The organism is Enterobacter sichuanensis, from assembly GCF_002939185.1.
GTDB lineage: Bacteria > Pseudomonadota > Gammaproteobacteria > Enterobacterales > Enterobacteriaceae > Enterobacter > Enterobacter sichuanensis.
Map to the genome: position 1 here is coordinate 157,288 of NZ_POVL01000003.1, position 25,709 is coordinate 182,996.

Here is a 25,709-nt window from a genome sequence, read left to right on the forward strand (position 1 = left end):
TGTTAGTTTTCTAGTGCCGCCCGTAAGAAGCCATGATGCGCGTCGAGTCGGGCTCTCGCCGCCGCCGCATCCAGCCCGCTTAAGATCATCAGAATGGCCGGTTTAACGTCATGATCGGTCTGTTTGAGGACCGCTTCAGCTTCTTCACGGCTGGCGCCCGTCGCTTCCATCACCATGCGACAGGCTCTGTCCACCAGCTTGACGTTGGTGGCCTGCATATCCACCATCAGGTTCTGATACACCTTGCCAAATTTCACCATCGCGCCGGTGGAGATCATATTGAGCACCAGCTTTTGCGCGGTACCTGATTTCAGGCGTGTGGATCCGGTGAGCGCTTCCGGCCCGACAACCGGCGAGATGGCGATAGCCGCCACCTGGGCAATCGGTGAGCCCGGATTACAGGAGATGGCCACCGTCGTGCAGCCTGTCTGTTTAGCGTACTCCAGACCACCAATGACGTATGGCGTGCGCCCGGAGGCCGCCAGCCCGACCACCAGATCCTGCGCCGTCAGGTTCAGCGCCTTCAGGTCATCCTCCCCCAGCTGTTTATTATCTTCCGCCCCTTCAACGGCTTTCAGCAGCGCACCAGGTCCCCCTGCGATCAACCCGACCACCAGGCCGTGCGGCACCCCAAAGGTTGGTGGACACTCAGAGGCATCCAGCACCCCAAGACGTCCGCTGGTTCCGGCTCCCATGTAGATGATGCGCCCCCCGGCTTTGAGCGCCGCCGCTGCCGCATCAACTGCTTTCGCCACCTCGGGTAATGTCTCTTTCACTGCCTGCGCGACCAGCGTATCCTGTTGATTAAAGCGGTTAACCAGCTCCAGCGTGGAGAGAGCATCCAGATCCATGGTTTGCGGGTTACGGGTTTCTGAAACAAGTGAGCCCAGATTCATTTTTTGTACCTCTAGAATTTTTAATTCATAATAATCTCACTATAATGGAATATAAAATTCATTCAGGCGAGCACTATTCGTATTTGCGCAGACAATCACATTTTCGCCAGGAGAACCTATGAACTGTTTAATTCGCATTCGCCAGCGTTATGCAGGCTTTGCTCAAAGCGACAAAAAGCTGGCGGATTTTCTGCTTTCTCAACCCGATCGCGCGCGTCATCTCAGCTCGCAGCAGCTGGCGAGCGAAGCCGGGGTGAGCCAGTCAAGCGTGGTGAAATTTGCCCAGAAGATTGGTTTTAAGGGGTTCCCCGCCCTGAAGCTGGCGATCAGTGAAGCGCTGGCAAGCAACCCCAACCCGCAGTCTATGCCGTTGCATAATCAGATCCGCGGTGATGATCCGATGCGGCTGGTGGGCGAAAAGCTGATCAAGGAGAACGTCGCGGCGATGCATGCGACGCTTGACGTGAATACGGAAGAGAAGTTGCTGGAGAGCGTGGCGATGCTACGTGGGGCACGGCGTATCATACTGACCGGCATCGGCGCGTCCGGACTGGTGGCGCGTAACTTTGGCTGGAAGCTGACAAAAATTGGGCTTAACGCCATCGTCGAGCAGGATATGCACGCCCTGCTGGCGACCGTACAGGCGATGGATCCTGACGATCTGCTGCTGGCGATCTCCTATTCCGGCGAGCGCCGTGAAATCAATATGGCCACCGATGAAGCCCTGCGCGTCGGCGGTAAAGTTCTGGCGATTACCGGTTTTACGCCAAATGCCCTGCAGCAACGGGCTACGCGCTGTTTATATACCATTGCAGAAGAGCAGGCCACGCGCAGCGCCGCGATCTCCTCGACGAGTGCGCAAATGATGTTGACCGACCTGCTGTTTATGGCGCTGGTGCAACAGGATCTGGAGCATGCGCCAGATCGTATTCGTCACAGTGAAGAACTGGTAAAGAAACTGGTTTGACGCGTATAATGCCCGCCCAGTTTGTGTTGTTTCTGAGAATTTCCTGATGGCGCTGTTAATTACCAAAAAATGCATCAATTGCGATATGTGCGAACCGGAGTGTCCGAACCAGGCCATTTCGATGGGCGACAGCATTTATGAGATTAACAGCGACCGCTGCACTGAGTGCGTCGGCCACTATGAAACGCCGACCTGTCAGAAAGTGTGCCCGATCCCGAATACCATCCTGAAGGATCCGGCACACGTTGAGAGCGAAGAGCAGTTATGGGATAAGTTTGTTCTGATGCACCATGCGGACAAACTCTAGCTTTCAATAATCACCGTCGCGCAGGCATAGTGCCGTTCATCGGCAAGCGTCACGTGCATGTGATTCACGCCCAGCCTTTCTGCCAGCTTTTGCGCCTCGCCCCATAAACGCAGGCGTGGCTTACCCAGCTCATCGTTAAACACCTCAAACTGGTTAAACGCCAGACCGTTACGAATGCCGGTTCCGAAGGCTTTGGCGGCGGCCTCTTTGACCGCAAAGCGCTTCGCCAGAAAACGCACCGGCTGCTGATGCGCTTCCCAGATAGCCCATTCGTTATCGCTCAGCACGCGTCTTGCGAGGCGATCGCCACTGCGGGCGATCACCGCTTCAATGCGGGCTATTTCAACGATATCGGTGCCTAAGCCCAGAATGGCCATTACTGACGCGCTTCCAGCATCAGGCGTTTCATTTCTGAGACCGCCTCTTTCAGGCCGCTCATCACCGCACGGCCAATGATCGCATGGCCGATATTCAGCTCATGCATTTCCGGCAGGGCGGCAATGGCTTTCACGTTGTGGTAGGTCAGACCGTGTCCGGCGTTAACCTTCAGCCCCAGGCTCGCGGCGTAAGTCGCGGCTTTTGCGATACGCTCCAGCTCTTTAGCCTGCTCTTCATCGTTTTTGGCATCGGCGTAGCAGCCAGTGTGAATTTCGATATACGGCGCGCCCACGTCGGCCGCCGCTTTAATCTGGGTGAAATCGGCGTCAATAAAGAGAGACACCAGGATACCGGCATCCGCCAGGCGTTTGCAGGCATCGCGCATTTTATCGAGCTGGCCGGCAACATCCAGACCACCTTCGGTCGTCACTTCCTGACGCATTTCCGGCACCAGGCAGCAGAAATGCGGCTGGGTTTCGCAGGCAATGGTCAGCATCTCTTCGGTGACCGCCATCTCGAGATTCATGCGGGTATCCAGCGTCTGACGCAGAATGCGCACGTCGCGGTCAGTAATATGGCGGCGATCTTCACGCAGGTGAACGGTAATGCCGTCGGCGCCAGCCTGTTCAGCGATAAACGCCGCCTGAACCGGATCGGGATACGCTGTGCCGCGCGCATTACGCAGTGTGGCGATGTGATCAATGTTGACGCCTAACAGTAATTCAGCCATGACAATCCTCGGTTTTCTTTTCGATTCTGTGGTCTAACGTTTCGGCATAAACTGCCTGAATAATTCGCGGCTCTTTAAGGGCTTGCCGCCAAGATACGGCTTGAGCGCAATCCGGGTAAAGCGTTTTGCTGCGCGCAGGGTGTCCTGGTCGGGAAACTCACGCTCATACAGCGCCCGGAGCTGGCGTCCGGTAAAGGTATTGTTATCAATCACAACGCTGGCGATAAATCCTTTTTCTTCGCGATAGCGATAGGTCATCGTCTCATCAACCTCTTCCCCACTGCCCGCGCAATGAAGAAAATCAACACCGTAACCCAGGTGGCCCAGCAGGGCCAGTTCAAAACGACGCAGGGCGGGTTCAGGCGAGCCGGTTGCGCCAGCCAGGGCCTGGATACAGTGCAGATAATCGAAAAACAGTTCAGAGAAGCGCGTCTCATGTTCCAGAACTCGTGAGATGAGTTCATTGACGTACAGACCGCTATAGAGTGTGATACCGGAAAGGGGGAGCGCCAGGGAGACGGCTTCGGCACTGCGCAGGGTTTTCACTTCCCCACGCCCGCCAAAGCGAACCAGCAGCGGCGTGAAAGGCTGTAAGGCGCCTTTCAGATTAGAACGTTTAGAACGTGCGCCTTTGGCAACAAGGCGCACACGACCCGACTCTTCCGTGAAGACGTCCAGCATAAGGCTGGTTTCGCTCCAGGGACGACTATGAAGGACAAAGGCACGCTGCCATCCATCCATATGCTCGTCGTCTTAGGTTACTGGTCTTCGCCGTAACCGAGGCTGCGCAGAGCACGCTCATCATCGGCCCAGCCAGATTTCACTTTCACCCACAGTTCGAGGTGAACCGGCGCTTCGAACATCTCCTGCATATCTTTACGGGCTTCAATACCGATGGTTTTGATCTTGGCGCCTTTGTTGCCGATCACCATCTTCTTCTGCCCTTCACGCTCAACGAGGATCAGGCCATTGATGTCGTAGCCGCCACGCTCGTTGCTCTGGAAACGCTCGATCTCCACCGTCACAGAGTACGGCAGTTCAGCGCCCAGGAAACGCATCAGCTTTTCACGGATGATTTCAGACGCCATAAAGCGCTGAGAACGGTCGGTGATGTAGTCTTCCGGGAAGTGGTGAATCGCTTCCGGCAGGTGCTTACGCACAATACCCGCGATGGTATCCACGTTCAGGCCGGTCTCAGCGGACAGCGGAACGATGTCGAGGAAGTTCATCTGGCTGCCCAGCCACTGCAGATGCGGCAGCAGGTCGGCCTTTTCCTGCACGTTGTCAACTTTGTTGACCGCGAGGATGACCGGCGTTTTGCCGTCACGCAGTTTGTTCAGCACCATCTCGTCGTCCGGCGTCCAGCGGGTCCCTTCAACAACGAAAATCACCAGCTCTACGTCGCCAATGGAGCTGCTCGCCGCCTTGTTCATCAGACGGTTGATGGCACGCTTCTCTTCCATATGCAGGCCAGGGGTATCGACGTAGATCGCCTGATACGCGCCTTCCGTATGGATGCCCACGATGCGGTGACGCGTGGTCTGCGCCTTACGCGAGGTAATGGAAATCTTCTGCCCGAGCAGATTATTTAACAGGGTGGATTTGCCAACGTTCGGACGTCCGACGATGGCAATAAATCCGCAATAGGTTTTATCGATGCTCATTCCAGCTCCAGCATTTTTAACGCCTGTTCGGCGGCAGCCTGTTCAGCCTTACGGCGGCTTGAACCTGTGCCCACCACCGGTTCACTCAGGCCACTGACCTGGCAATGGATGGTAAATTCCTGATCGTGCGCTTCGCCACGAACCTGCACCACCAGATACGATGGCAGCGGCAGATGACGACCCTGCAAATATTCCTGCAGACGCGTTTTCGGATCTTTTTGTTTATCGCCCGGGCTGATTTCGTCCAGGCGGGTCTGATACCAGTTGAGGATCAGCTTTTCTACGGTCTGGATATCGCTGTCCAGGAACACACCACCAATTAATGCTTCGACCGTATCGGCAAGAATAGATTCACGACGGAAGCCGCCGCTTTTCAGTTCACCCGGCCCAAGACGCAGACATTCGCCCAGTTCAAATTCACGCGCGATTTCCGCAAGGGTATTACCCCGAACCAGCGTGGCACGCATGCGGCTCATATCACCTTCATCCACGCGCGGGAAACGATGATAAAGCGCATTCGCAATCACGAAACTTAAAATAGAGTCGCCTAAAAACTCGAGACGCTCATTATGTTTGCTGCTGGCACTGCGGTGGGTTAATGCCTGTTGCAACAACTCCTGATGATGAAAAGTGTAGCCCAGCTTCCGTTGAAGCCGATTAATTACGATGGGGTTCATGCGATACCAATAAATGAATGCGTCAAAAATGCAGCACACGAAACCGACCTGAGAAAACCAACGCGGTTTCGTGTGCCGTGGCACCCTTGCAGGGCCAACCTTAAACTTCGGGGGAATATTCTATACACAACGACAGGGGATGTCGTTAGTTCGAAGAGATTTATCGTGGAAATAATTCACGTAGCCGCGAAATAACGCGGCTACGTGTTCTTTTAATGAGAATTAATGGATTCCGCCAATACGATTCAGGCGTACGCCGGTCGGCCATTCGCCTTCCTGCTTCTCAAAACTCATCCAGATCGCGGTTGCTTTACCAACCAGATTCGCTTCCGGCACAAAGCCCCAGTAACGGCTGTCCGCAGAGTTATCGCGGTTATCACCCATCATGAAGTAATGTCCAGGCGGTACGATCCAGCTCGCCAGCTGCTGGCCTGGCTGTTTGTAATACATACCCAGCTGATCCTGCGCGATCGGCACAGTGAGGATGCGATGAGTCACATCCCCCAGCGTCTCTTTGCGTTCAACCAGACGGATACCGTCCTCTTTGGTTTCGCCTTTCGGGACCTGGAAGAACCCGCTGGTCGCTTCACCGCCGTTACGACGGGCAAAAGTCTGCACAAAATCGCTTGGCTCAACGTTGGAGTAGGTGATTGGCAGCGCATTTTCACACGCGGTACCGGAGCTGCAGCCAGGCTGAACGGTGACTTCCTTCGCAACCGGATCGTAGGTCACTTTATCACCCGGCAGACCTACCGCGCGCTTGATGTAGTCCAGGCGCGGATCTTCCGGATATTTGAACACCACGATGTCGCCGCGTTTCGGATGACCGGTTTCGATCAGCGTTTTCTGGTAGATAGGATCTTTAATGCCGTAGGCAAACTTCTCTACCAGAATAAAATCGCCAATCAGCAGCGTTGGCATCATGGAACCGGATGGGATCTGGAACGGCTCGTAAATAAACGAACGTACCACCAGCACAATCGCCAGCACCGGAAAGACTGAGGCGCCTGTTTCCAGCCAGCCCGGTTTCGGGCCAACTTTTTTCAGGGTTTTCGCGTCAATCCCGTCACCAGTGGCTGCCTGCGCGGCAGCCTGACGTTCGCGACGTTTTGGGGCGAAGATAAACTTATCCAGACACCACAACAGACCTGTCACCAGGGTAGCAATGACCAGGATCAGGGCAAACATGTTCGCCATGCCAACTCCTTAGGGTTATTTGCCGTCTTTACCAACATGAAGGATGGCAAGGAATGCTTCCTGCGGCAGCTCGACGTTACCGACCTGCTTCATACGCTTCTTACCTTCTTTCTGCTTCTGGAGCAGCTTTTTCTTACGGCTGACGTCACCGCCATAACATTTCGCCAGAACGTTTTTACGCAGCTGTTTCACGGTAGAACGCGCGATGATGTGGTTGCCGATGGCCGCCTGGATCGCGATATCAAACTGCTGGCGTGGGATCAGATCTTTCATCTTCTCAACCAGCTCGCGACCACGGTATGGCGCATTGTCGTTGTGAGTGATCAGCGCCAGCGCATCCACACGCTCACCGTTGATCAGCACGTCCACACGTACCATGTTGGAGGCCTGGAAGCGCTTGAAGTTGTAATCCAGCGACGCATAGCCACGGGAGGTCGACTTCAGACGGTCGAAGAAATCGAGAACTACTTCCGCCATCGGGATTTCATAGGTCAGCGCCACCTGGTTACCGTGGTAAACCATGTTGGTCTGCACGCCACGCTTCTCAACGCACAGCGTAATGACGTTACCCAGGTACTCCTGCGGCAACAGCATATGACACTCTGCAATTGGCTCACGCAGCTCATGAATGTTGTTCAGCGGCGGAAGCTTGGACGGGCTGTCGACGTAGATTACCTCTTTCGACGTGGTTTCAACTTCATACACTACCGTCGGTGCGGTGGTGATCAGATCCAGATCGTATTCACGCTCCAGACGCTCCTGAATGATCTCCATGTGCAGCAGACCGAGGAAGCCGCAGCGGAAGCCGAAGCCCAGCGCCGTTGAGCTTTCTGGCTCGTAGAACAGGGAGGCATCGTTCAGGCTCAGTTTGCCGAGCGCATCACGGAAGTTTTCATAGTCGTCAGAGCTGACCGGGAACAAGCCCGCGTAAACCTGCGGTTTGACCTTTTTAAAGCCTGGCAGCGCTTTTTCTGCCGGGTTACGTGCACCGGTCAGGGTATCGCCCACTGGCGCGCCGAGGATGTCTTTGATGGCGCAGACCAGCCAGCCTACTTCGCCGCATGTCAGCTCGGTACGATCGACCTGTTTTGGCGTGAAAATACCCAGACGGTCGGCGTTGTAGACCTGTCCGGTACTCATTACCTTGATTTTGTCGCCTTTACGCAGGGTGCCGTTTTTAATACGCACCAGGGAGACAACGCCCAGATAGTTATCAAACCAGGAGTCGATAATCAGCGCCTGCAGTGGAGCATCCGGATCGCCTTCCGGGGCCGGAATATCACGCACCAGGCGTTCCAGCACGTCGGTCACGCCGACACCGGTTTTCGCCGAGCAGCGCACAGCGTCGGTCGCGTCAATGCCGACAATATCTTCAATCTCTTCCGCTACGCGCTCAGGATCGGCGGCTGGCAGGTCGATCTTGTTCAGAACCGGCACAACTTCAAGATCCATTTCCATCGCGGTGTAGCAGTTTGCCAGGGTCTGGGCTTCTACGCCCTGCCCGGCATCGACCACCAGCAGCGCGCCTTCACAGGCCGCCAGCGAGCGTGAAACCTCATAGGAGAAGTCAACGTGGCCTGGGGTGTCGATAAAGTTCAGCTGATAGGTTTCGCCATCAGCCGCTTTGTAATCCAGCGTGACGCTCTGCGCTTTAATGGTAATACCGCGTTCGCGTTCCAGGTCCATGGAGTCCAGAACCTGGGCTTCCATTTCACGATCAGACAGGCCACCGCAAATCTGGATAATACGGTCAGACAGCGTCGACTTACCGTGGTCAATGTGAGCAATGATCGAAAAGTTACGTATGTTCTTCATATAGTTAAATAATTATGCCTTACGAATTCCTGGAGGCCGCTGTTCTTAGCCTGACGTTTTTCAGTGCGAAAACGCAGCATTCTACACTACATCCTCGCTACCTGGAAATGCACTTAGAGACAGGTATAGCGTGAAGAAAGGACGTTTTCTGTTTAAGGACGTAAAAAATGATGAAGCCCGATGGATCACCGGGCCTCAGAAGAGAGCGTTTCAACGCGAAGCTGGTCTGGCGCCAGGCCAACGCTGAGAATGACAGGCTGCCACTCCTCACGCGTCGCGAGCTTCGGAGAGAGACCTTTGGCAAGCCAAAATCCACCCACGCCACCCAGTGCAGCACCGCACATGGCGGCCACATCGGTAGCAAACAGCATCTGGAACAGGCCGCCCATAATAAACAGCCCGACCAGCGGAGAGAGATAAACCAGCATCGCGGAACTGAGCAAGCTCCCTTCGGCAATACCCAGCTCTACCTTCTGCCCTGCCATTAGCGGTTGCTCACTTGGCACAGAAATCGTGTGCGTAGTTTGCGGCCCGAGCTTATTCAGCACGCGGCTACCGCAACCGGCTCTGGAGGCACAACTGTTACATGAGGCTTTTACATCACAGCTCACCAGCGCAATGCCATCCTGCCACGAGACGACCGTAGCCCACTCTTTAATCATTGTGCGGTCCTGAATTTAATGCTGTCGGAAATGCGCTTCGCCGTTTGCGGGGGAAGCTCGCCCACAATGGTGATCTCAGCGTTATCGCGTACCGTGGTACTGACCGTACGACGCCCGGTGCGCAGCATCTGTTCGGCGCTGTTTGCCGTTGCGCGATTAATATTCACCGAGAAGCTGAACAACCCGTCGGAATAGAGACGCGATTCCACTGGCGTTTCAATCGTTGGCAACTGCCGACGGCTGCTGGAAACCTCACTAAACCCTTGTGGGATCCATGACGGTACCCAGTTGAAATTCACGGAATCCCCGGCCGGAACAGAAAGCAGTGGCGGCAGGCTGGCTTTCGCCAGATTCTGCATGCTGTTACCAACCTGGTTGTTCACGCCGAAGGAGATCACGCGGAACTGTTCCAGCGTTTCACCGTCACGGTCGAGCAGATCTACACGCATGGGGAGTTTGGTTTCCGCGTCAATCCAGACAATATAGCTGTAGCGCGTTCCGTCCCGGGCAACCACGCGGATCACCTCGCACAACCGGTCCGCGATACGTGTACGCCCTACCGAAATAAAATCGTAGTAAGGAGCAAGCCGTTTAAAGTCGGTGTAAATCAGTGACGGCAGAGAATCAACGATGTAGTCGCCATTCAGCGTAAAAGGCTCCAGGCCTGGCTCGAAATAACTGATTTCGTTACCACGCTGGACCACTTCACGACGCGGACCATCCATCTGTAAAAGCTGGGCGAGTGGCTGGTTATCAAGACGGGCATGGCGATAGCGTAACGATTCGACGCCCTGCTTGTTAATGCTGATAAATGCCAACTCGTAATTGAGTGACTGGCTGGCCAGATTCATTTGCTGCAACAACGCCCCGGATGAAACATCAGCCGAGGCGTTGGCAGAGAAGAACAGGCTACCCGCCATCAGAGACATGGCGAACCAAAGTTGCTTCATTACTGCGATTGCGTTCCTAAAGTTTGGTTTCCGGGCACCTGCACAGCGGCTTGCTGTGTTTGCGCCTGCTCAAACTGAAGCTGTTCAGAGTGCAGACGACGCTGCAACTCGTAATCCTGCAACATCGCATTAATGCGACGGCGCTGCTCCTGGACCTGCTGTTGCTGGCCGCCGCTGGCGGAAGCATCAGCCGGTACGCCCAGACTGACCGGGCTGGCTTTGCCCATCATCGGCAGTGTATTAAACACTGGCGCTTCTGGCTGCTGATTAGTTTCAGATTGAGCATTATAGTGCTGGACGCCAACGATAACTGCAAGCGATACGCATGCAGCCACACCCATTTGGGTAAGCTGGCTGGCCCACGGACGCACCTTTTGCCAGAATGGCATTTTCTGCCACTGGTGGGGCGCGGGTTGAGCTTCAGGAATCAGCGGAGTGGTCTGATGAACAGGCTCATTCTCAATTGCCGCCATGACGCGTGCTGAGATATCGAAATGGAGAACCTCGCCGGTATCACCGCGAAGGGTGTCACGGATGAGATGATAACTCTCCCAGGTCTCTTGCATTTCGGGAGAATGAGACAGCTCGTTGAGCAGCTCATTATCTACCGTTTCACCATCCATTAAAGCGGAAAGTTTTTCTTTCTGCATGCCTAATACCTTTTCCAGTATCCCGCTATCGTCAACGCCTGATAAGCGGTTGAACTTTATTATCAATGGCTTCTCGCGCACGGAAAATTCGTGAACGTACCGTGCCGACCGGACAATCCATGATAGCGGCTATCTCTTCATAGCTCAGACCATCCAGCTCCCGTAACGTAATTGCCATGCGTAAATCTTCCGGGAGCGACTCGATCGTGCGAAAAACGATTTGTCTCAGTTCTTCTGACAACATTAAGTTCTCAGGGTTCGAAATTTCTTTCAGTGCGCCGCCACTTTCGAAGTTTTCGGCGTCGATAGCGTCCACATCACTTGATGGCGGACGACGACCCTGAGCGACCAGATAGTTCTTTGCCGTATTGACCGCAATACGGTACAGCCAGGTGTAAAAAGCACTATCTCCCCGGAAAGAATCCAGCGCGCGATAGGCCTTAATAAAAGACTCTTGCACCACATCAGGCACATCGCCTGACGGTACATAGCGGGAAACCAGGCTCGCCACCTTATGCTGGTAGCGCACCACCAGTAAGTTAAAGGCTTTCTGATCTCCCTTCTGGACCCGTTCAACCAGGACCTGGTCCGTTAACTGCTCGCTCATCCGAGGTAATGTCTCCCCAAACCTAAATTCCACGCGTTAGCGAAACGCCACTCTAAAAACACTGCACTTTGAGCAAGCACCGAATTAGAGTGTCTGTTCTTCAATAAGTTCCGTAACGCCTTTGTTTTTGTTCATCGCGCCGCAGACTGGTCATTTTCTCTCATTATAAGTCTGTTCACGATACGCACCACTTTCTGACAAGAAACATCTTTTTCCCGCCAGAAGAGTAACGCAACACAGTCTTTATTTCACCACAAAATCTGACGCTAACGATCTGCTTCGCAAAATAATTTCACTCATTTACCCTCCGTTTACCTCGGCTTACTCGTTTAGCCATTGCAACAACCTTTAAAAAAAACGTGCGATATATCGCACGCGGGTGCTATTCTGACTCAACACTGTTTAGTAAATTAAACAACAATCATGAACACAACACCCGAACTCCATTGTGATGTATTGATCATCGGCAGCGGCGCTGCCGGGCTCTCTCTGGCGCTGCGCCTGGCCGAGCACCAGAACGTAATCGTTCTGAGTAAAGGGCCGATCAGTGAAGGTTCCACGTTTTACGCCCAGGGTGGCATTGCCGCCGTGTTTGATGAAACAGACAGCATTGCATCCCACGTCGACGATACGCTGATCGCCGGGGCCGGGATCGTGGATGCGCACGCCGCAGAGTTTGTCGCCAGCAATGCCCGTCATTGCGTTCAGTGGCTCATCGACCAGGGCGTGTTATTCGATACGCAGGTCCAACCCAACGGTGAAGAGAGCTACCACCTGACCCGCGAAGGCGGCCATAGCCACCGCCGCATCCTGCACGCAGCGGATGCCACCGGAAAAGAGGTAGAGACCACGCTGGTCAGTAAAGCGCTGAACCATCCTAATATTCGGGTGCTTGAGCGAAATAATGCCGTTGACCTTATTATCTCCGACAAAATTGGCCTGCCCGGCACGCGTCGCGTGGTGGGTGCCTGGGTCTGGAACCGGAATAAAGAGAAGGTGGAAACCTGTCAGGCGAAAGCCGTCGTGCTGGCGACGGGGGGGGCTTCCAAGGTGTATCAGTACACCACTAATCCGGACATTGCCTCCGGAGATGGGATCGCTATGGCCTGGCGTGCCGGTTGTCGCGTAGCGAACCTCGAGTTTAACCAGTTTCACCCGACCGCCCTGTTTCACCCGCAGGCACGCAACTTCCTGCTGACGGAAGCCCTGCGCGGTGAAGGGGCTTACCTGAAACGCCCTGACGGCACCCGCTTTATGCCGGACTTTGACGCCCGGGGCGAACTGGCCCCCCGCGATATCGTCGCTCGCGCCATTGACCATGAGATGAAACGTCTTGGCGTGGACTGCATGTATCTCGATATCAGTCACAAGCCTGCAGAATTTATTCGTCAGCATTTCCCGATGATTTACGAAAAACTGCTCGGTCTGGGCATTGATTTAACCCGCGATCCGGTCCCCATTGTCCCAGCCGCCCACTATACCTGCGGTGGCGTAATGGTTGACGATCATGGTCGTACCGATGTGGATGGCCTGTATGCTATCGGTGAGGTGAGTTATACCGGCCTTCACGGCGCGAACCGCATGGCCTCTAACTCGCTGCTGGAGTGTCTGGTGTATGGCTGGTCTGCCGCAGAAGACATCACGAAACGTATGCCTTATGCCCGTGAGACAGAGCACTTACCGGCCTGGGATGAAAGCCGTGTGGAAAACCCGGACGAGCTGGTCGTGATCCAGCATAACTGGCATGAACTACGGCTGTTTATGTGGGATTACGTCGGCATTGTGCGCACCACAAAACGCCTGGAACGCGCGTTACGCCGCATCACCATGCTGCAGCAGGAAATTGATGAATACTATGCCAATTTCCGTGTCTCCAACAATTTGCTGGAGCTGCGTAACCTGGTACAGGTTGCCGAGCTGATCGTTCGCTGCGCGATGATGCGAAAAGAGAGCCGCGGCTTGCACTATACCCTGGACTATCCGGATCAGCTTGCGGAGTCCGGACCGTCAATACTCGCCCCGCAGGTTTACATAAACAGATAAAACGCCTGGGTCAGGGCAGTGTAATCTTCGGAATACCGCTGGTCTGGCCCACGGATCACCATTCGATCATTAAAGCACTCCCCCTCTTTCGGCGAGAGCGCCAGCAGCACGCGGTGCGGCAGCCGACCTTCCGTGTCCGAAATATCGGTACGCAGACGTAACGTCCAGCCGATCTCCTGGGCGATACCAATAAATGTGTTGCCCGTGCTTTCCGGCAGCACCACACAGAAAAAACCGTCTTCAGAGATGAGTTCTGCCGCACTGATGAGCAGGGCTTTATGATCGAGGGAATGGGTATAACGCGCCTGCTCACGCTCAGGCGTACCGCACTCAACGCCGGGCTCGTAGTACGGAGGATTACTGACGATCAAATCGTATCGTGCGGTCTGTTCAGGCGCCCAGGCCAGCACATCCGCGCACTCCACTCTCATTCGGGCCGCCCACGGGGATTCAGCCACATTTTCACTCGCCTGCTCTGCTGCCTGCGCATCCAGTTCGACGGCGTCAATGGTGACATGCTTTTCAGTACGTTGCGCCAGCATCAACGCCACCAGCCCGCTGCCGGTACCGATATCAAGAATACGCTTAACGCCTGCGACAGGCGCCCACGCTCCCAGTAAAATACCGTCTGTACCGACCTTCATGGCACAGCGATCGTGAGCGACAAAAAATTGTTTAAACGTAAAGCCATCGCGGCGCAGCTGCGCTTTGAGTTGAGACATGTCAGGGCAACCTTCTAAGTGAAACTGGAGTAGCATAGGGGAAAGCGAAGTGGCCGGAAAGCGATATCCATACAAACAGATGAAGATTACAGCCGTAACGTCTATAATCAGCGCCCCACACAGAGGTAGAACATGACTGTAACGACTTTTTCCGAACTTGAACTCGATGAAAGCCTGCTCAATGCCCTTGAGAGCAAAGGCTTTACACGCCCGACCGCCATTCAGGCAGCGGCCATTCCGCCTGCGCTTGAGGGCCGCGATGTGCTCGGTTCTGCGCCAACCGGCACGGGGAAGACAGCAGCCTATTTGCTGCCTGTGTTGCAGCATCTGCTCGATTTTCCACGTAAAAAATCTGGCCCGCCGCGTATTTTAATCCTGACGCCTACGCGCGAACTGGCTATGCAGGTTGCCGATCACGCGCGTGAACTCGCGGCGAATACGCATCTGGATATTGCTACCATCACCGGCGGCGTTGCGTACATGAACCACGCCGAAGTGTTCAGCGAAAACCAGGACATCGTCGTGGCGACGACGGGCCGTCTGCTGCAGTACATCAAAGAAGAGAACTTCGACTGCCGCGCGGTTGAAACGCTGATTCTGGATGAAGCCGACCGCATGCTGGACATGGGCTTTGCCCAGGATATCGAGCACATTGCCGGTGAGACGCGCTGGCGTAACCAGACGATGCTGTTCTCTGCCACCCTCGAAGGGGAAGCAATTAATGATTTTGCAGAGCGTCTGCTGGATGATCCGGTTGAAGTGTCTGCCACGCCGTCCACACGCGAGCGTAAGAAGATCCACCAGTGGTACTACCGCGCAGACAATCTTGAGCACAAGGTGGCGTTGCTTAAGCATCTGCTGAAGCAGGAAGAAGCTACCCGTACCATCGTATTCGTGCGTAAGCGCGAGCGTGTACACGAGCTGGCTGAAATGCTGCGTAATGCCGGCATCAACAACTGCTATCTTGAAGGCGAGATGGCGCAGATCAAGCGTACTGAAGGCATTAAGCGTCTGACCGATGGCCGTGTTAACGTGCTGGTTGCTACCGACGTTGCCGCACGCGGGATCGACATCCCGGACGTCAGCCACGTCATTAACTTCGATATGCCGCGCAGCGGAGATACCTATCTGCACCGTATTGGTCGTACCGGCCGCGCGGGTCGCAAAGGTATTGCGATTTCACTGGTCGAGGCACATGACTACCTGCTGCTGAAGAAAATTGGCCGCTATGTTGATGAGCCGCTGAAAGCGCGCGTCATCGACGAACTCCGCCCGACCACACGTGCGCCGAGTGAGAAGATGACGGGTAAACCGTCCAAGAAAGCACTCGCGAAACGTGCTGAGCGAAAAGAGAAAGAAAAAGAGAAGCCGCGCGTGAAACAGCGCCACCGCGATACCAAAAATATTGGTAAGCGCCGTAAGCCAAGCTCTGCCGCGACAGAGCCAAAAACAGAAGAGTAAAAAAAAGCCGGGAATCCCGGCTTTTTTATTCCACCCAGCCTGAAGCCATTACAGGCTTTCAGTAAAGGTACGCGCGATAACGTCGCGCTGCTGCTCTGGGGTGAGAGAGTTAAAACGCACAGCATAGCCGGACACGCGAATGGTCAGCTGTGGATACTTCTCCGGATGCTCAACCGCGTCCATCAGCGTTTCGCGGCGCAGCACGTTAACGTTCAGGTGTTGACCACCTTCCACGCGCACTTCCGGTTTCACTTCCATTGGGATTTCACGGTACTCGATCTCGCCCAGTTTGCTCACTGGCACGATTTCGTCTTCAGCAAAACCTGCTTTCGCGACGACACAGCGCGCTTCGTTTTTCTCACTGTCCAGCAGCCAGAAAGAGTTGAGCAGATCGTCATTTGCAGCTTTAGTAATCTGGATACCTGTAATCATGTGTTGCCTCCCTTAGGCTACATTAACTGATGCCGGCCTCGCGCGGCCAATTGGTAAAACCATTGTTTCTTGTGTGTATATATATCATTCACACCCCGGTGATTTATTGATTTAAATCAACAAAAACACCAACCACATAAAGAGTGTGGTCTGATTTTATTGTTCCAGATCAATTTTACGATCTTACCAATTCAACTTATAACGCATAATTTCAACACAAATTGAGTAACTTACGCCTATTTCCGCCTCTGATTTTGCACCCGCGACTATAACGGTTAAGCTAGACGCAGAATGAGATCCGCAGGAGAGCGAGATGACCACCCCGTTGACATGGCACGATGTGCTGGCAGAAGAGAAACAGAAACCCTACTTTATTAACACCCTCAGTACCGTTGCGGCAGAGCGACAGTCTGGCCAGACGATTTATCCTCCGCAGAAGGATGTTTTCAACGCGTTTCGCTATACCGAGCTGAGCGATGTTAAAGTCGTTATCCTTGGCCAGGATCCTTACCATGGTCCGGGCCAGGCGCACGGGCTGGCGTTTTCCGTACGTCCGGGCGTGGCTATCCCTCCTTCTCTGCTCAATATGTATAAAGAGCTTGAGGGAACCGTGCCCGGGTTTACCCGTCCCACTCACGGTTACCTGGAAAGCTGGGCGCGCCAGGGCGTGCTGTTATTAAACACCGTGCTCACCGTACGGGCGGGCCAGGCGCACTCGCACGCCAGCCTGGGCTGGGAAACGTTCACCGATAAAGTCATCAGCCTTATTAATGAGCATCGTGAAGGGGTGGTATTTTTACTTTGGGGATCGCATGCGCAGAAGAAAGGGGCGATCATCGACCGTCAGCGTCATCATGTCCTGAAAGCACCGCATCCGTCACCGCTGTCTGCACATCGCGGCTTCTTTGGCAGTAATCATTTTGTTCTGGCGAATGAATGGCTGGAAAAACGTGGCGAAACGCCGATTGACTGGATGCCTGTGTTGCCGGCAGAAAGCGAGTAAGGTTTGAATGTGCCGGGGCTGACCCGGCACATAAGAGGCTTATGCCTTATTCTGACGCCACCATTCGGCCAGCAGTACGCCGGTCGCAACGGACACGTTCAGACTTTCCACATTACCTGTCCCGTCGATAGAAACGCTCAGATCCGCACTGGAGAGCGCCGCGTCAGACAGACCATCGCGCTCCTGACCCAGCACCAGAACCATCTTGCGCGGCAGCGTCGCTTTAAACAGCGGCGTACCGGCATGGCTCGACGTTGTGACAATGGAATAGCCCGCTTTACGGAACTGCTCCAGGGCATCCAGAACGCTGTCGCCGGTGATCGGCTGAACGTGCTCGGCTCCGCCTTCGGCAGTACGGATCGCGGCGCCGGATTCCAGCAGCGCAGCATCCTGCAGCAGCACGCCTTTCACGCCAAAGTGCGCGCAACTGCGCATCATTGCGCCCAGGTTGTGCGGGTTGCCGACATCTTCCAGCGCCAGCACGCAGTCATCGGCATCCGCCTGGCTGACCCACTGCTGAACGGTTGTGCCGTTACGTTTTTTGATCAGGAAGCAAACGCCGCCGTGGTGCTCGGTTCCTGACGCTTTGGTCAGTTCGGCATCATCAACCACGTGGTAAGCTTTACGGTTTGCAGCCATCCAGCGCAGCGCTTCTTTAAAGCGCGGGGTTACGCTCTGGATAAACCAGGCGCGGACGATACACTCAGGACGGCTCTGGAACAGCGCCTGGCAGGCGTTCTCGCCATATACGCGGGTCTCTTCCGCACGCTGACGACGCAGCACTTCCGGGTCGATAAAGCTTTTACCGCTGATACCGCCGTGATCGGCTTTTTCTGGCGTCTCGTCACCCGGCGCGCGCGAAACGGTGCGCCACGGGGAGGCGTTATCACGTGAGAAGTCATCGCGTTTGCGATCGTCACGTTTACGATCATCACGTTTGCGGTCATCACCGCGGTTGTTTCTGTCATCGCGGGCGGGGCGACGGCCACCGTCTGCACGAGAAGACGCCGGACGCCCGCCACCTTTTCCGGTACGCGGATTTTGGGTGCGTTTATCAGAGTCATCATCACTGCGGACATACATCACTTTGACCTTGCCGCTTTTGTTTTTCATTTCGTCGTTCATGCTTTTCTCCACCAGCGCTGCGCGAAGCGCGCAGATTACCCGATGTGCCAGCGCATAGCCATAATTTCGTACAAAAGCCTGTGACTATTGTTCTCATTGAATAAAACGCATTGTTGTTTCAAACAGGCTCATTGATAATATGTAACATATTGGAAACATAATCGGCGCACTGCCGCTGTCCCACGGCTCTATCAGAGGTTAGTTATGAATACCGTATGTGCCAACTGTCAGGCTCTTAATCGCATTCCGGACGATCGGATCGAAGATGGTGCGAAATGCGGACGTTGTGGCCATGAATTGTTTGATGGCGATGTCATTAACGCGACGGGTGCTACGCTGGACAAACTCCTCAAGGACGATCTTCCTGTGGTGGTCGATTTCTGGGCACCATGGTGCGGCCCGTGCCGAAACTTCGCGCCGATCTTTGAAGATGTCGCCGAAGAGCGCAGCGGTAAAATGCGCTTTGTTAAGGTCAATACTGAGGCGGAGCGTGAGCTTAGCGCGCGTTTTCAGATCCGCAGCATTCCGACCTTTATGATCTTCAAAAAGGGTGAAGTGGTCGACATGCTCAACGGTGCGGTTCCAAAAGCCCCGTTTGATAGCTGGCTTAACGAATCACTGTAACATTCACGGGGCACATCTTGTGCCCCGTTCCCGCCTCTGCGAAAATAGGGTTTTTCCTCCATTTCGCCCATGACAAATAACGCTGTTCTTCAATTACGCGCCGAGCGCCTTGCCCGCGCGACTCGCCCCTTTCTTGCCCGCGGCAATCGTATTCGTCGCTGTCAGCGCTGCCTGTTACCGCTGAAGGTTTGTCTGTGTGAGACGCTGGTCCCGGATACGGCAGAGAGTCGTTTTTGTCTGGTCATGTTCGATACTGAGCCGATGAAACCCAGCAATACGGGACGTCTGATCGCCGATATTCTGCCGGATACCGCTGCGTTTCAGTGGTCCCGCACGGAACCCCCTCAGGCCCTGCTCGACCTGGTGGCAAGCCCGGACTATCAGCCGATGGTCGTTTTTCCCGCCTCTTATGCAGGGGCCGATCGCCAGGTGCTTTCGGTACCACCATCCGGGAAACCGCCGCTGTTTATTATGCTCGACGGCACTTGGACCGAAGCGCGGAAAATGTTTCGCAAGAGCCCTTACCTCGACGCCCTGCCGGTGATTTCTGTCGATCTTTCCCGCGTCTCCGCCTATCGGCTGCGTGAAGCGCATGCTGACGGGCAATACTGCACCGCCGAAGTGGCCATAGCGCTTCTGGATTTAGCGGGAGATACCGCGGCGGCAGGTGCCCTGGGCAACCATTTCTCACGTTTCCGGGAGCGCTATCTGGCGGGAAAAACCGTTCATAAGGGCAGTGTCACAGCAACAGAGCCAGAAAGCGTTTAAAATCATCAGGTCGCTTGCATTCACAGGAGGCCTGCATGAGCCAGCGAGGGTTAGAAGCGCTACTTCGTCCTAAATCCATTGCCGTCATCGGCGCATCAATGAAACCGGATCGTGCAGGCTATCTGATGATGCGTAACCTGCTGGCCGGTGGATTTAATGGCCCCGTCATGCCCGTCACGCCGGCTTATAAAGCGGTTCAGGGCGTACTGGCCTGGCCCGATGTGCAAAGCCTGCCTTTCGTGCCCGATCTTGCCGTACTCTGTACCAATGCGAAGCGAAATCCGGAACTGCTGGAATCACTCGGCAAGAAGGGATGTAAAACCTGCATTATTCTCTCGTCTCCCCCTGAGCAAAAAAGCGAACTTCTGGCCTGCGCCAGCCGCTATCAGATGCGCATTCTTGGGCCAAACAGTCTGGGTCTGCTCGCTCCCTGGCAGGGGCTGAATGCCAGCTTCTCTCCGGTACCGATCCGCAAAGGCAAGCTCGCGTTTATTTCGCAGTCGGCTGCGGTATCAAACACCATTCTCGACTGGGCGCAGCAGCGTGAAATGGGATTTTCCTACTTCATTGCCCTGGGCGATAGCCTGGATATCGACGTTGATGAACTGCTGGATTTTCTCGCACGAGACAGCAAAACCAGTGCGATCCTGCTTTATCTTGAGCACCTTAGCGACGCCCGTCGCTTTGTATCGGCTTCGCGAAGTGCGTCGCGCAATAAGCCGATCCTGGTGATCAAAAGCGGTCGCAGCCCTGCGGCCCAGCGTCTGCTGCATTCCCATTCCGGTATGGATCCCGCCTGGGATGCAGCCATTCAACGCGCGGGTTTGCTGCGGGTACAGGATACGCACGAGCTTTTTTCCGCCGTTGAAACGTTAAGCCATATGCGCCCGCTGCGCGGCGAGAAGTTAATGATAGTCAGTAACGGCGCCGCGCCTGCCGCCCTCGCGCTGGATGAACTGTGGCGCCGCTTCGGCAAGCTGGCAACCCTGAGTGAAGAGACGCTGCGGCGCCTGAGAGACGCGCTGCCGACCAGCGTGACGCCCGGCAACCCGCTTGATTTGCGCGATGACGCCAGCAGCGAGCGCTATATCAGCGCTATCTCCATTTTGCTGGACAGCCAGGATTTCGATGCGCTGATGATTATCCACTCCCCCAGCGCGGTCGCACCGGGCAGTGAAAGCGCGAGGGCGCTTATTGATGCCGTGCGTACTCATCCGCGAGGCAAATATGTCACCCTGCTCACCAACTGGTGCGGCGAGTTTTCCTCTCAGGAGGCGCGACGCTTGTTCAGCGAAGCCGGGCTGCCAACCTACCGTACACCGGAAGGCACTATCACCGCGTTTATGCACATGGTGGAATATCGCCGCAACCAGAAACAGCTGCGTGAAACGCCGGCGCTACCCGGTAATCTGACGGCGAATACCGTCGACGTTCACCGCCTGTTGCAGCAGGCTATCGAAGAGGGGGCGACGTCGCTTGATACGCATGAAGTCCAGCCCATTCTGGGCAGTTACGGCATGCAAACCCTGCCGACCTGGATCGCCAGCGACAGCGCTGAGGCAGTACACATTGCCGAGCAGATAGGCTATCCGGTGGCCCTGAAGCTGCGCTCCCCGGATATTCCGCATAAGTCTGATGTTCAGGGGGTTATGTTATACCTGCGCACGGCGACAGAGGTGCAGCAGGCTGCAGATGCCATTTTCGATCGGGTCAAAATGGCCTGGCCACAGGCAAGGATCCACGGGCTGCTGGTGCAAAGCATGGCTAATCGCGCAGGGGCCCAGGAATTGCGGGTCGTGGTTGAACACGACCCCGTGTTTGGCCCACTGATCATGTTGGGAGAAGGCGGCGTTGAGTGGCGTCCGGAAGAGCAAGCCGTGGTGGCATTACCGCCGCTGAACATGAATCTGGCGCGCTATTTGATCATTCAGGCAATTAAAAGCAAAAAGATCCGTGGCCGGAGTGCGCTGCGTCCGCTCGATATTGCCGGGTTAAGTCAGTTCCTGGTCCAGGTGTCTAACCTGATTGTAGATTGCGCCGAGATCCAGCGGCTGGATATCCATCCGCTCCTTGCCTCCGGCAATGAGTTCACGGCGCTGGACGTGACGCTGGATATCGCGCCATTTGAAGGAGACAGCGAGAGCCGTCTGGCAATCCGTCCATATCCTCTGCAACTGGAGGAGTGGGTAGAGATGAAAAATGGAGAACGTTCGCTGTTCCGTCCTATTCTTCCGGAAGATGAACCCCAGCTGCGGGCCTTTATCTCTCAGGTCACGAAAGAGGATCTTTATTATCGCTATTTTAGCGAAATCAACGAATTTACCCACGATGATTTAGCCAATATGACCCAGATCGACTACGATCGAGAAATGGCGTTTGTGGCCGTTCGTCGCTCTGATAAGGGGGATGAGATCCTCGGCGTTACGCGTGCTATTTCTGACCCGGATAACGTTGATGCAGAGTTTGCTGTACTGGTACGCTCCGACCTCAAAGGTCTGGGGCTGGGAAGACGGCTGCTGGAAAAACTCATCAGTTATACGCGAGATCACGGATTGTTACGTCTCAATGGCATTACTATGCCTAACAATCGCGGTATGGTGACCCTGGCGCGAAAACTTGGATTTGATGTTGATATTCAGCTGGACGAAGGTATTGTTGCCCTGTCCCTGAGCCTGACATCAGCAGACAAACACGAGTAAGCTACTGGAAATGTTACCCACTTTGGACGGGACTGGTGGTATCATTGTCCGCTTATGTTGTTTGCATGGTACAAACAACCCTTCAATGAACAGAGAAGAAACGCACTGTGATGTTGTCAAAATTTAAGCGTAATAAACATCAACAACACCTTGCTCAACTACCGAAGATTTCTCAGTCAGTTGATGATGTAGAGTTCTTTTACGCTCCCGCGCATTTTCGGGAGACGCTTCTGGAAAAGATTGCCAGTGCCACGCGACGCATTTGCATTGTGGCGCTGTATCTTGAACAAGATGAAGGCGGGCGTGCGATCCTGAACGCACTTTATGAAGCCAAACGTCAGCGTCCAGAGCTGGATGTTCGCGTGCTGGTGGACTGGCATCGCGCTCAGCGAGGCCGTATCGGCGCTGCCGCTTCAAACACCAATGCTGACTGGTATTGCCGCACGGCGCAGGAAAATCCTGGCGTTGATGTGCCTGTTTATGGCGTGCCAGTCAATACCCGTGAGGCGCTCGGCGTCCTTCATTTCAAGGGCTTTATCATCGATGATAGCGTGCTTTACAGCGGCGCCAGTCTGAATGATGTTTACCTGCATCAGCTCGATAAGTATCGCTACGACCGTTACCATCTGATTCGCAATCCGCAGATGGCCGATATCATGTTCAACTGGGTTGATAAAAATCTGGTCCATGGCCGTGGCGTTAATCGTCTTGACGATCCTGAGCGTCCTAAAAGCCCGGAGATCAAAAATGATGTTCGCGCCTTCCGTCAGGAGCTGCGTGATGCGGTCTATCATTTCCAGGGTGATGCAAACAACGAAGAGTTATCCGTTACCCCGCTGGTCGGGCTCGGTAAATCCAGCCAGCTGAACAAAACGATCTTCCATCTGATGCCGTGCGCGGAGCAGAAACTCACCATTTGTACGCCGTACTTCAACCTTCCTGCCGTGCTGGTGCGCAATATCATTCAGCTACTGCGCGACGGCAAAAAAGTGGAAATCATCGTCGGTGATAAAACCGCAAACGACTTCTTCATTCCTGAAGATCAACCGTTCAAAATTATCGGTGCGCTGCCTTATCTCTATGAGATTAACCTGCGCCGTTTCCTGAGCCGTTTACAATACTACGTTAATACCGACCAACTGGTTGTGCGTCTCTGGAAAGATGAAGACAACAGTTACCATCTGAAAGGCATGTGGGTAGACGATGAGTGGATGCTGCTGACAGGTAACAACCTGAACCCACGCGCGTGGCGACTGGATCTGGAAAACGCTATCCTGATCCATGACCCTCAGCATGAGTTAGCCGCAAAGCGTGAACGTGAGCTGGAACTGATTCGCACGCATACAACCGTGGTGAATCACTACCGCGAACTGCAGAGTATTGCCGATTATCCGGTGAAAGTTCGCAAGCTTATTCGCCGCTTACGTCGAATCCGTATCGACCGACTTATCAGCCGTATTCTGTAATATCCAGGCCCTGCCATCGCAGGGCTTTTTTATGGAGCCCGTTGATGCGTATTCCTCTGTTGCTGAGCGTGATCTTACTGAGTGGCTGTAGCCATATGGCCAACGATAACTGGTCCGGACAGGATAAAGCACAACATTTTCTCGCTTCCGCTATGCTGTCCGCCGCCGGTAATGAGTATGCGCAACATCAGGGATACAGCCGGGATCGGAGCGCGACGATTGGGCTGATGTTCTCCATCGGTCTTGGGGCGTCAAAAGAGCTGTGGGATAGCCGCCCCGCTGGGAGCGGCTGGAGCTGGAAAGATTTCGCCTGGGACGTCGCTGGCGCAACGACCGGCTATGCCGTGTGGCAGATGGCACACTATTAAAGTCGAATGCCTTTCCCTTTGCGATGCAACATCAGAGAGACAATAAAGGCCAGCGCCCCCATTCCCGTTACGTACCAGAAGAATGTCGTTTCGCTTCCCCATGATTTAAAAGACAACGCAACATACTCCGCCGATCCGCCAAACAACGCGTTGGCGACCGCATAAGAGAGCCCTACCCCTAAAGCACGTACCTGCGCCGGGAACATTTCGGCTTTCAGTATCCCGCTGATCGAGGTGTAGAAACTGACAATCACCAGCGCCAGCATAACCAGCGTAAATGCGGCATAGGGCGAGGAGACGTGCTGAAGGGCCGTCAAAACAGGAACGGTACAGAGCGCCGATAATCCACCAAAAACAAGCATTGACGTTCGTCGGCCAATTTTGTCCGAGAGCGCCCCGATGATTGGTTGTATGAGCATAAAGACAAACAGCGCTACAGTCATGACAACGCTGGCAACGTTGGCGTGCATCCCGGTGGTGTTCACCAGGTACTTTTGCATATAGGTAGTAAACGTGTAAAAACTGAGAGAGCCCCCTGCAGTAAAGCCTAGCACCATAAGGAAAGCTTTGCGGTTACGCCATAATCCTTTAAACGTTCCCGCTTCCTTCAGCGTTCTGACCTCTTTCTGAGAAGTTTCATCTAACTGACGGCGTAGCCAAAGTGCAACGATCGCCAGCGCGGCTCCCATTGCGAACGGGATCCGCCAGCCCCAGGTGTGAAGCTGTTCATCCGTCAGGATCTGCTGCAGGATCACCACCACAAGAATGGCCAGCAGTTGACCGCCAATCAGCGTGACATACTGGAATGAGGCGTAAAAGCCTTTCCGTCCTTCCAGTGCAATCTCACTCATGTAGGTCGCACTGGTACCGTATTCGCCCCCCACTGATAACCCCTGAAATAAGCGGGCCAGTAAAAGTAGCGCCGGTGCCCAGGTACCAATCGATTCATAGCCCGGTAAGCAGGCAATCACCAGAGAGCCAAAACACATCATACAGACCGAAATCAGCATGGAGGCCTTACGCCCCTGACGATCCGCAATGCGGCCGAACAACCAGCCACCAATGGGTCGCATTAAGAATCCTGCAGCAAATACACCCGCTGTTTGTAGGAGTTGTGTAGTGGTGTTGCCGGATGGGAAGAATATATGAGCGAAATAGAGTGAACAGAATGAGTAGACGTAAAAGTCGAACCATTCAACCAGGTTCCCTGAAGAGGCGCTGACGATGGCCCATACCCTTCTTCGGGTATCACTGTTAGCCAGCGTCCCGTTTGATGTAATGCTTTCTGTCATTGTGATTATGCTCCTGCCATAGACTACGGCGTATTGAGTCCTGAAACTCAATTACCTCGTAAATGAAATGTTATAATTTTGTTATAAATAACATTGAGACAAAGATCACACATTCCATTAGCAGGATAAGGGATTAAGAGAAAGGCCAGAGCAGTAAAAACACAAAGCAAAAAACCCCGCACCTTACGGTACGGGGTTTTTCTAAA

At 54.4% G+C, this 25,709-nt stretch carries 27 protein-coding genes; 10 read left to right on the forward strand and 17 right to left on the reverse strand.

The window, feature by feature from the left end; all coding sequences use genetic code 11:
• Positions 1 to 2: 2 nt before the first annotated feature.
• Positions 3 to 896 carry an N-acetylmuramic acid 6-phosphate etherase gene (gene murQ, locus C5687_RS02845; RefSeq protein ID WP_094918369.1) on the reverse strand — a complete coding sequence of 298 codons (894 nt, stop codon included), beginning with the start codon at positions 894 to 896 and terminating at the stop codon, positions 3 to 5.
• 118 nt (positions 897 to 1,014) lie between these two features.
• On the opposite strand from murQ, the gene C5687_RS02850 reads away from it, so the two are divergent.
• A complete protein-coding gene (locus C5687_RS02850; protein WP_104556376.1) occupies positions 1,015 to 1,863 on the forward strand; it encodes a MurR/RpiR family transcriptional regulator in 849 nt (282 codons plus the stop codon).
• 46 nt (positions 1,864 to 1,909) lie between these two features.
• A complete protein-coding gene (locus C5687_RS02855; RefSeq protein ID WP_025757648.1) occupies positions 1,910 to 2,170 on the forward strand; it encodes a YfhL family 4Fe-4S dicluster ferredoxin in 261 nt (86 codons plus the stop codon).
• On the opposite strand, the gene acpS is transcribed toward C5687_RS02855, so the two are convergent.
• The 12 genes from acpS to rseD form a co-directional block, all read right to left on the reverse strand.
• The gene (acpS, locus tag C5687_RS02860; protein ID WP_025757647.1) at positions 2,167 to 2,547 is read right to left on the reverse strand and encodes a holo-ACP synthase; all 381 of its coding nucleotides are present in this window, start codon (positions 2,545 to 2,547) and stop codon (positions 2,167 to 2,169) included. The genes C5687_RS02855 and acpS overlap by 4 nt on opposite strands.
• The gene (pdxJ, locus tag C5687_RS02865; RefSeq protein ID WP_104556377.1) at positions 2,547 to 3,278 is read right to left on the reverse strand and encodes a pyridoxine 5'-phosphate synthase; all 732 of its coding nucleotides are present in this window, start codon (positions 3,276 to 3,278) and stop codon (positions 2,547 to 2,549) included. Before pdxJ ends, acpS begins: the two co-directional genes overlap by 1 nt.
• A gap of 33 nt (positions 3,279 to 3,311) precedes the next feature.
• The gene (gene recO, locus C5687_RS02870; RefSeq protein WP_045284606.1) at positions 3,312 to 4,019 is read right to left on the reverse strand and encodes a DNA repair protein RecO; all 708 of its coding nucleotides are present in this window, start codon (positions 4,017 to 4,019) and stop codon (positions 3,312 to 3,314) included.
• A 17-nt stretch (positions 4,020 to 4,036) separates the two neighbouring features.
• Complete coding sequence (gene era, locus C5687_RS02875) at positions 4,037 to 4,942, reverse strand: GTPase Era (protein WP_025757643.1); 906 nt, start codon at positions 4,940 to 4,942, stop codon at positions 4,037 to 4,039.
• Complete coding sequence (gene rnc, locus C5687_RS02880; protein ID WP_003860711.1) at positions 4,939 to 5,619, reverse strand: ribonuclease III; 681 nt, start codon at positions 5,617 to 5,619, stop codon at positions 4,939 to 4,941. The genes era and rnc overlap by 4 nt, the downstream gene beginning before the upstream one ends.
• 222 nt (positions 5,620 to 5,841) lie before the next feature.
• The gene (gene lepB / locus C5687_RS02890; protein WP_045284607.1) at positions 5,842 to 6,816 is read right to left on the reverse strand and encodes a signal peptidase I; all 975 of its coding nucleotides are present in this window, start codon (positions 6,814 to 6,816) and stop codon (positions 5,842 to 5,844) included.
• Between the two features lie 15 nt (positions 6,817 to 6,831).
• Complete coding sequence (gene lepA, locus C5687_RS02895) at positions 6,832 to 8,631, reverse strand: translation elongation factor 4 (protein WP_025757641.1); 1,800 nt, start codon at positions 8,629 to 8,631, stop codon at positions 6,832 to 6,834.
• A 185-nt stretch (positions 8,632 to 8,816) separates the two neighbouring features.
• Complete coding sequence (gene rseC, locus C5687_RS02900) at positions 8,817 to 9,293, reverse strand: SoxR-reducing system protein RseC (RefSeq protein ID WP_045284608.1); 477 nt, start codon at positions 9,291 to 9,293, stop codon at positions 8,817 to 8,819.
• On the reverse strand, positions 9,290 to 10,243 hold the full coding sequence (gene rseB / locus C5687_RS02905; protein WP_104556378.1) for a sigma-E factor regulatory protein RseB: 954 nt from the start codon (positions 10,241 to 10,243) through the stop codon (positions 9,290 to 9,292). Before rseB ends, rseC begins: the two co-directional genes overlap by 4 nt.
• Positions 10,243 to 10,893 carry an anti-sigma-E factor RseA gene (gene rseA / locus C5687_RS02910; RefSeq protein ID WP_025757638.1) on the reverse strand — a complete coding sequence of 217 codons (651 nt, stop codon included), beginning with the start codon at positions 10,891 to 10,893 and terminating at the stop codon, positions 10,243 to 10,245. The genes rseB and rseA overlap by 1 nt, the downstream gene beginning before the upstream one ends.
• Before the next feature lie 31 nt (positions 10,894 to 10,924).
• A complete protein-coding gene (gene rpoE / locus C5687_RS02915; RefSeq protein WP_006176728.1) occupies positions 10,925 to 11,500 on the reverse strand; it encodes an RNA polymerase sigma factor RpoE in 576 nt (191 codons plus the stop codon).
• Positions 11,497 to 11,580, reverse strand: a complete 84-nt coding sequence (rseD, locus tag C5687_RS25315) for a rpoE leader peptide RseD (protein WP_141237592.1) — start codon at positions 11,578 to 11,580, stop codon at positions 11,497 to 11,499. The genes rpoE and rseD overlap by 4 nt, the downstream gene beginning before the upstream one ends.
• 343 nt (positions 11,581 to 11,923) lie before the next feature.
• On the opposite strand from rseD, the gene nadB reads away from it, so the two are divergent.
• The gene (gene nadB, locus C5687_RS02920; protein WP_104556379.1) at positions 11,924 to 13,543 is read left to right on the forward strand and encodes an L-aspartate oxidase; all 1,620 of its coding nucleotides are present in this window, start codon (positions 11,924 to 11,926) and stop codon (positions 13,541 to 13,543) included.
• Here nadB and trmN read toward each other — a convergent pair.
• Complete coding sequence (gene trmN / locus C5687_RS02925) at positions 13,528 to 14,265, reverse strand: tRNA(1)(Val) (adenine(37)-N(6))-methyltransferase TrmN (protein WP_104556380.1); 738 nt, start codon at positions 14,263 to 14,265, stop codon at positions 13,528 to 13,530. The genes nadB and trmN overlap by 16 nt on opposite strands.
• 132 nt (positions 14,266 to 14,397) lie before the next feature.
• On the opposite strand from trmN, the gene srmB reads away from it, so the two are divergent.
• A complete protein-coding gene (srmB, locus tag C5687_RS02930; RefSeq protein WP_047959258.1) occupies positions 14,398 to 15,726 on the forward strand; it encodes an ATP-dependent RNA helicase SrmB in 1,329 nt (442 codons plus the stop codon).
• Positions 15,727 to 15,774: 48 nt separating this feature from the next.
• Here the strand turns inward: srmB and grcA are convergent, their stop codons facing one another.
• Entirely contained in the window at positions 15,775 to 16,158 is a 384-nt protein-coding gene (grcA, locus tag C5687_RS02935) for an autonomous glycyl radical cofactor GrcA (RefSeq protein ID WP_008502190.1), read from the reverse strand.
• Between the two features lie 313 nt (positions 16,159 to 16,471).
• Here grcA and ung point away from each other — a divergent pair, with 313 nt between their 5' ends.
• A complete protein-coding gene (gene ung / locus C5687_RS02940; protein WP_059386024.1) occupies positions 16,472 to 17,161 on the forward strand; it encodes a uracil-DNA glycosylase in 690 nt (229 codons plus the stop codon).
• Positions 17,162 to 17,200: 39 nt separating this feature from the next.
• Here ung and C5687_RS02945 read toward each other — a convergent pair whose 3' ends face one another.
• On the reverse strand, positions 17,201 to 18,286 hold the full coding sequence (locus C5687_RS02945) for a tRNA/rRNA methyltransferase (RefSeq protein ID WP_025757629.1): 1,086 nt from the start codon (positions 18,284 to 18,286) through the stop codon (positions 17,201 to 17,203).
• Between the two features lie 204 nt (positions 18,287 to 18,490).
• On the opposite strand from C5687_RS02945, the gene trxC reads away from it, so the two are divergent.
• The 5 genes from trxC to C5687_RS02975 all read left to right on the forward strand — a co-directional run bounded on the left by trxC (position 18,491) and on the right by C5687_RS02975 (position 24,211).
• Positions 18,491 to 18,910, forward strand: coding sequence for a thioredoxin TrxC (trxC, locus tag C5687_RS02955; protein ID WP_104556381.1), 420 nt, complete (start codon positions 18,491 to 18,493; stop codon positions 18,908 to 18,910).
• 69 nt (positions 18,911 to 18,979) lie between these two features.
• Complete coding sequence (tapT, locus tag C5687_RS02960) at positions 18,980 to 19,678, forward strand: tRNA-uridine aminocarboxypropyltransferase (RefSeq protein WP_104556382.1); 699 nt, start codon at positions 18,980 to 18,982, stop codon at positions 19,676 to 19,678.
• Between the two features lie 35 nt (positions 19,679 to 19,713).
• Complete coding sequence (locus C5687_RS02965) at positions 19,714 to 22,377, forward strand: bifunctional acetate--CoA ligase family protein/GNAT family N-acetyltransferase (protein WP_104556383.1); 2,664 nt, start codon at positions 19,714 to 19,716, stop codon at positions 22,375 to 22,377.
• Between the two features lie 110 nt (positions 22,378 to 22,487).
• Positions 22,488 to 23,843, forward strand: coding sequence for a CDP-diacylglycerol--serine O-phosphatidyltransferase (gene pssA / locus C5687_RS02970; protein WP_025757622.1), 1,356 nt, complete (start codon positions 22,488 to 22,490; stop codon positions 23,841 to 23,843).
• Between the two features lie 44 nt (positions 23,844 to 23,887).
• Positions 23,888 to 24,211, forward strand: a complete 324-nt coding sequence (locus C5687_RS02975) for a YfiM family lipoprotein (protein ID WP_025757621.1) — start codon at positions 23,888 to 23,890, stop codon at positions 24,209 to 24,211.
• On the opposite strand, the gene C5687_RS02980 is transcribed toward C5687_RS02975, so the two are convergent.
• The gene (locus tag C5687_RS02980) at positions 24,208 to 25,503 is read right to left on the reverse strand and encodes an MFS transporter (RefSeq protein WP_104556384.1); all 1,296 of its coding nucleotides are present in this window, start codon (positions 25,501 to 25,503) and stop codon (positions 24,208 to 24,210) included. The genes C5687_RS02975 and C5687_RS02980 overlap by 4 nt on opposite strands.
• Between the last annotated feature and the right edge of the window lie 206 nt (positions 25,504 to 25,709).

Coding starts and splice junctions, on each gene's coding strand:
- murQ (WP_094918369.1), bottom strand. CDS start 896: ATGAATCTGGGCTCACTTGTTTCAGAAACCCGTAACCCGCAAACCATG.
- C5687_RS02850 (WP_104556376.1), top strand. CDS start 1,015: ATGAACTGTTTAATTCGCATTCGCCAGCGTTATGCAGGCTTTGCTCAA.
- C5687_RS02855 (WP_025757648.1), top strand. CDS start 1,910: ATGGCGCTGTTAATTACCAAAAAATGCATCAATTGCGATATGTGCGAA.
- acpS (WP_025757647.1), bottom strand. CDS start 2,547: ATGGCCATTCTGGGCTTAGGCACCGATATCGTTGAAATAGCCCGCATT.
- pdxJ (WP_104556377.1), bottom strand. CDS start 3,278: ATGGCTGAATTACTGTTAGGCGTCAACATTGATCACATCGCCACACTG.
- recO (WP_045284606.1), bottom strand. CDS start 4,019: ATGGATGGATGGCAGCGTGCCTTTGTCCTTCATAGTCGTCCCTGGAGC.
- era (WP_025757643.1), bottom strand. CDS start 4,942: ATGAGCATCGATAAAACCTATTGCGGATTTATTGCCATCGTCGGACGT.
- rnc (WP_003860711.1), bottom strand. CDS start 5,619: ATGAACCCCATCGTAATTAATCGGCTTCAACGGAAGCTGGGCTACACT.
- lepB (WP_045284607.1), bottom strand. CDS start 6,816: ATGGCGAACATGTTTGCCCTGATCCTGGTCATTGCTACCCTGGTGACA.
- lepA (WP_025757641.1), bottom strand. CDS start 8,631: ATGAAGAACATACGTAACTTTTCGATCATTGCTCACATTGACCACGGT.
- rseC (WP_045284608.1), bottom strand. CDS start 9,293: ATGATTAAAGAGTGGGCTACGGTCGTCTCGTGGCAGGATGGCATTGCG.
- rseB (WP_104556378.1), bottom strand. CDS start 10,243: ATGAAGCAACTTTGGTTCGCCATGTCTCTGATGGCGGGTAGCCTGTTC.
- rseA (WP_025757638.1), bottom strand. CDS start 10,893: ATGCAGAAAGAAAAACTTTCCGCTTTAATGGATGGTGAAACGGTAGAT.
- rpoE (WP_006176728.1), bottom strand. CDS start 11,500: ATGAGCGAGCAGTTAACGGACCAGGTCCTGGTTGAACGGGTCCAGAAG.
- nadB (WP_104556379.1), top strand. CDS start 11,924: ATGAACACAACACCCGAACTCCATTGTGATGTATTGATCATCGGCAGC.
- trmN (WP_104556380.1), bottom strand. CDS start 14,265: ATGTCTCAACTCAAAGCGCAGCTGCGCCGCGATGGCTTTACGTTTAAA.
- srmB (WP_047959258.1), top strand. CDS start 14,398: ATGACTGTAACGACTTTTTCCGAACTTGAACTCGATGAAAGCCTGCTC.
- grcA (WP_008502190.1), bottom strand. CDS start 16,158: ATGATTACAGGTATCCAGATTACTAAAGCTGCAAATGACGATCTGCTC.
- ung (WP_059386024.1), top strand. CDS start 16,472: ATGACCACCCCGTTGACATGGCACGATGTGCTGGCAGAAGAGAAACAG.
- C5687_RS02945 (WP_025757629.1), bottom strand. CDS start 18,286: ATGAACGACGAAATGAAAAACAAAAGCGGCAAGGTCAAAGTGATGTAT.
- trxC (WP_104556381.1), top strand. CDS start 18,491: ATGAATACCGTATGTGCCAACTGTCAGGCTCTTAATCGCATTCCGGAC.
- tapT (WP_104556382.1), top strand. CDS start 18,980: ATGACAAATAACGCTGTTCTTCAATTACGCGCCGAGCGCCTTGCCCGC.
- C5687_RS02965 (WP_104556383.1), top strand. CDS start 19,714: ATGAGCCAGCGAGGGTTAGAAGCGCTACTTCGTCCTAAATCCATTGCC.
- pssA (WP_025757622.1), top strand. CDS start 22,488: ATGTTGTCAAAATTTAAGCGTAATAAACATCAACAACACCTTGCTCAA.
- C5687_RS02975 (WP_025757621.1), top strand. CDS start 23,888: ATGCGTATTCCTCTGTTGCTGAGCGTGATCTTACTGAGTGGCTGTAGC.
- C5687_RS02980 (WP_104556384.1), bottom strand. CDS start 25,503: ATGACAGAAAGCATTACATCAAACGGGACGCTGGCTAACAGTGATACC.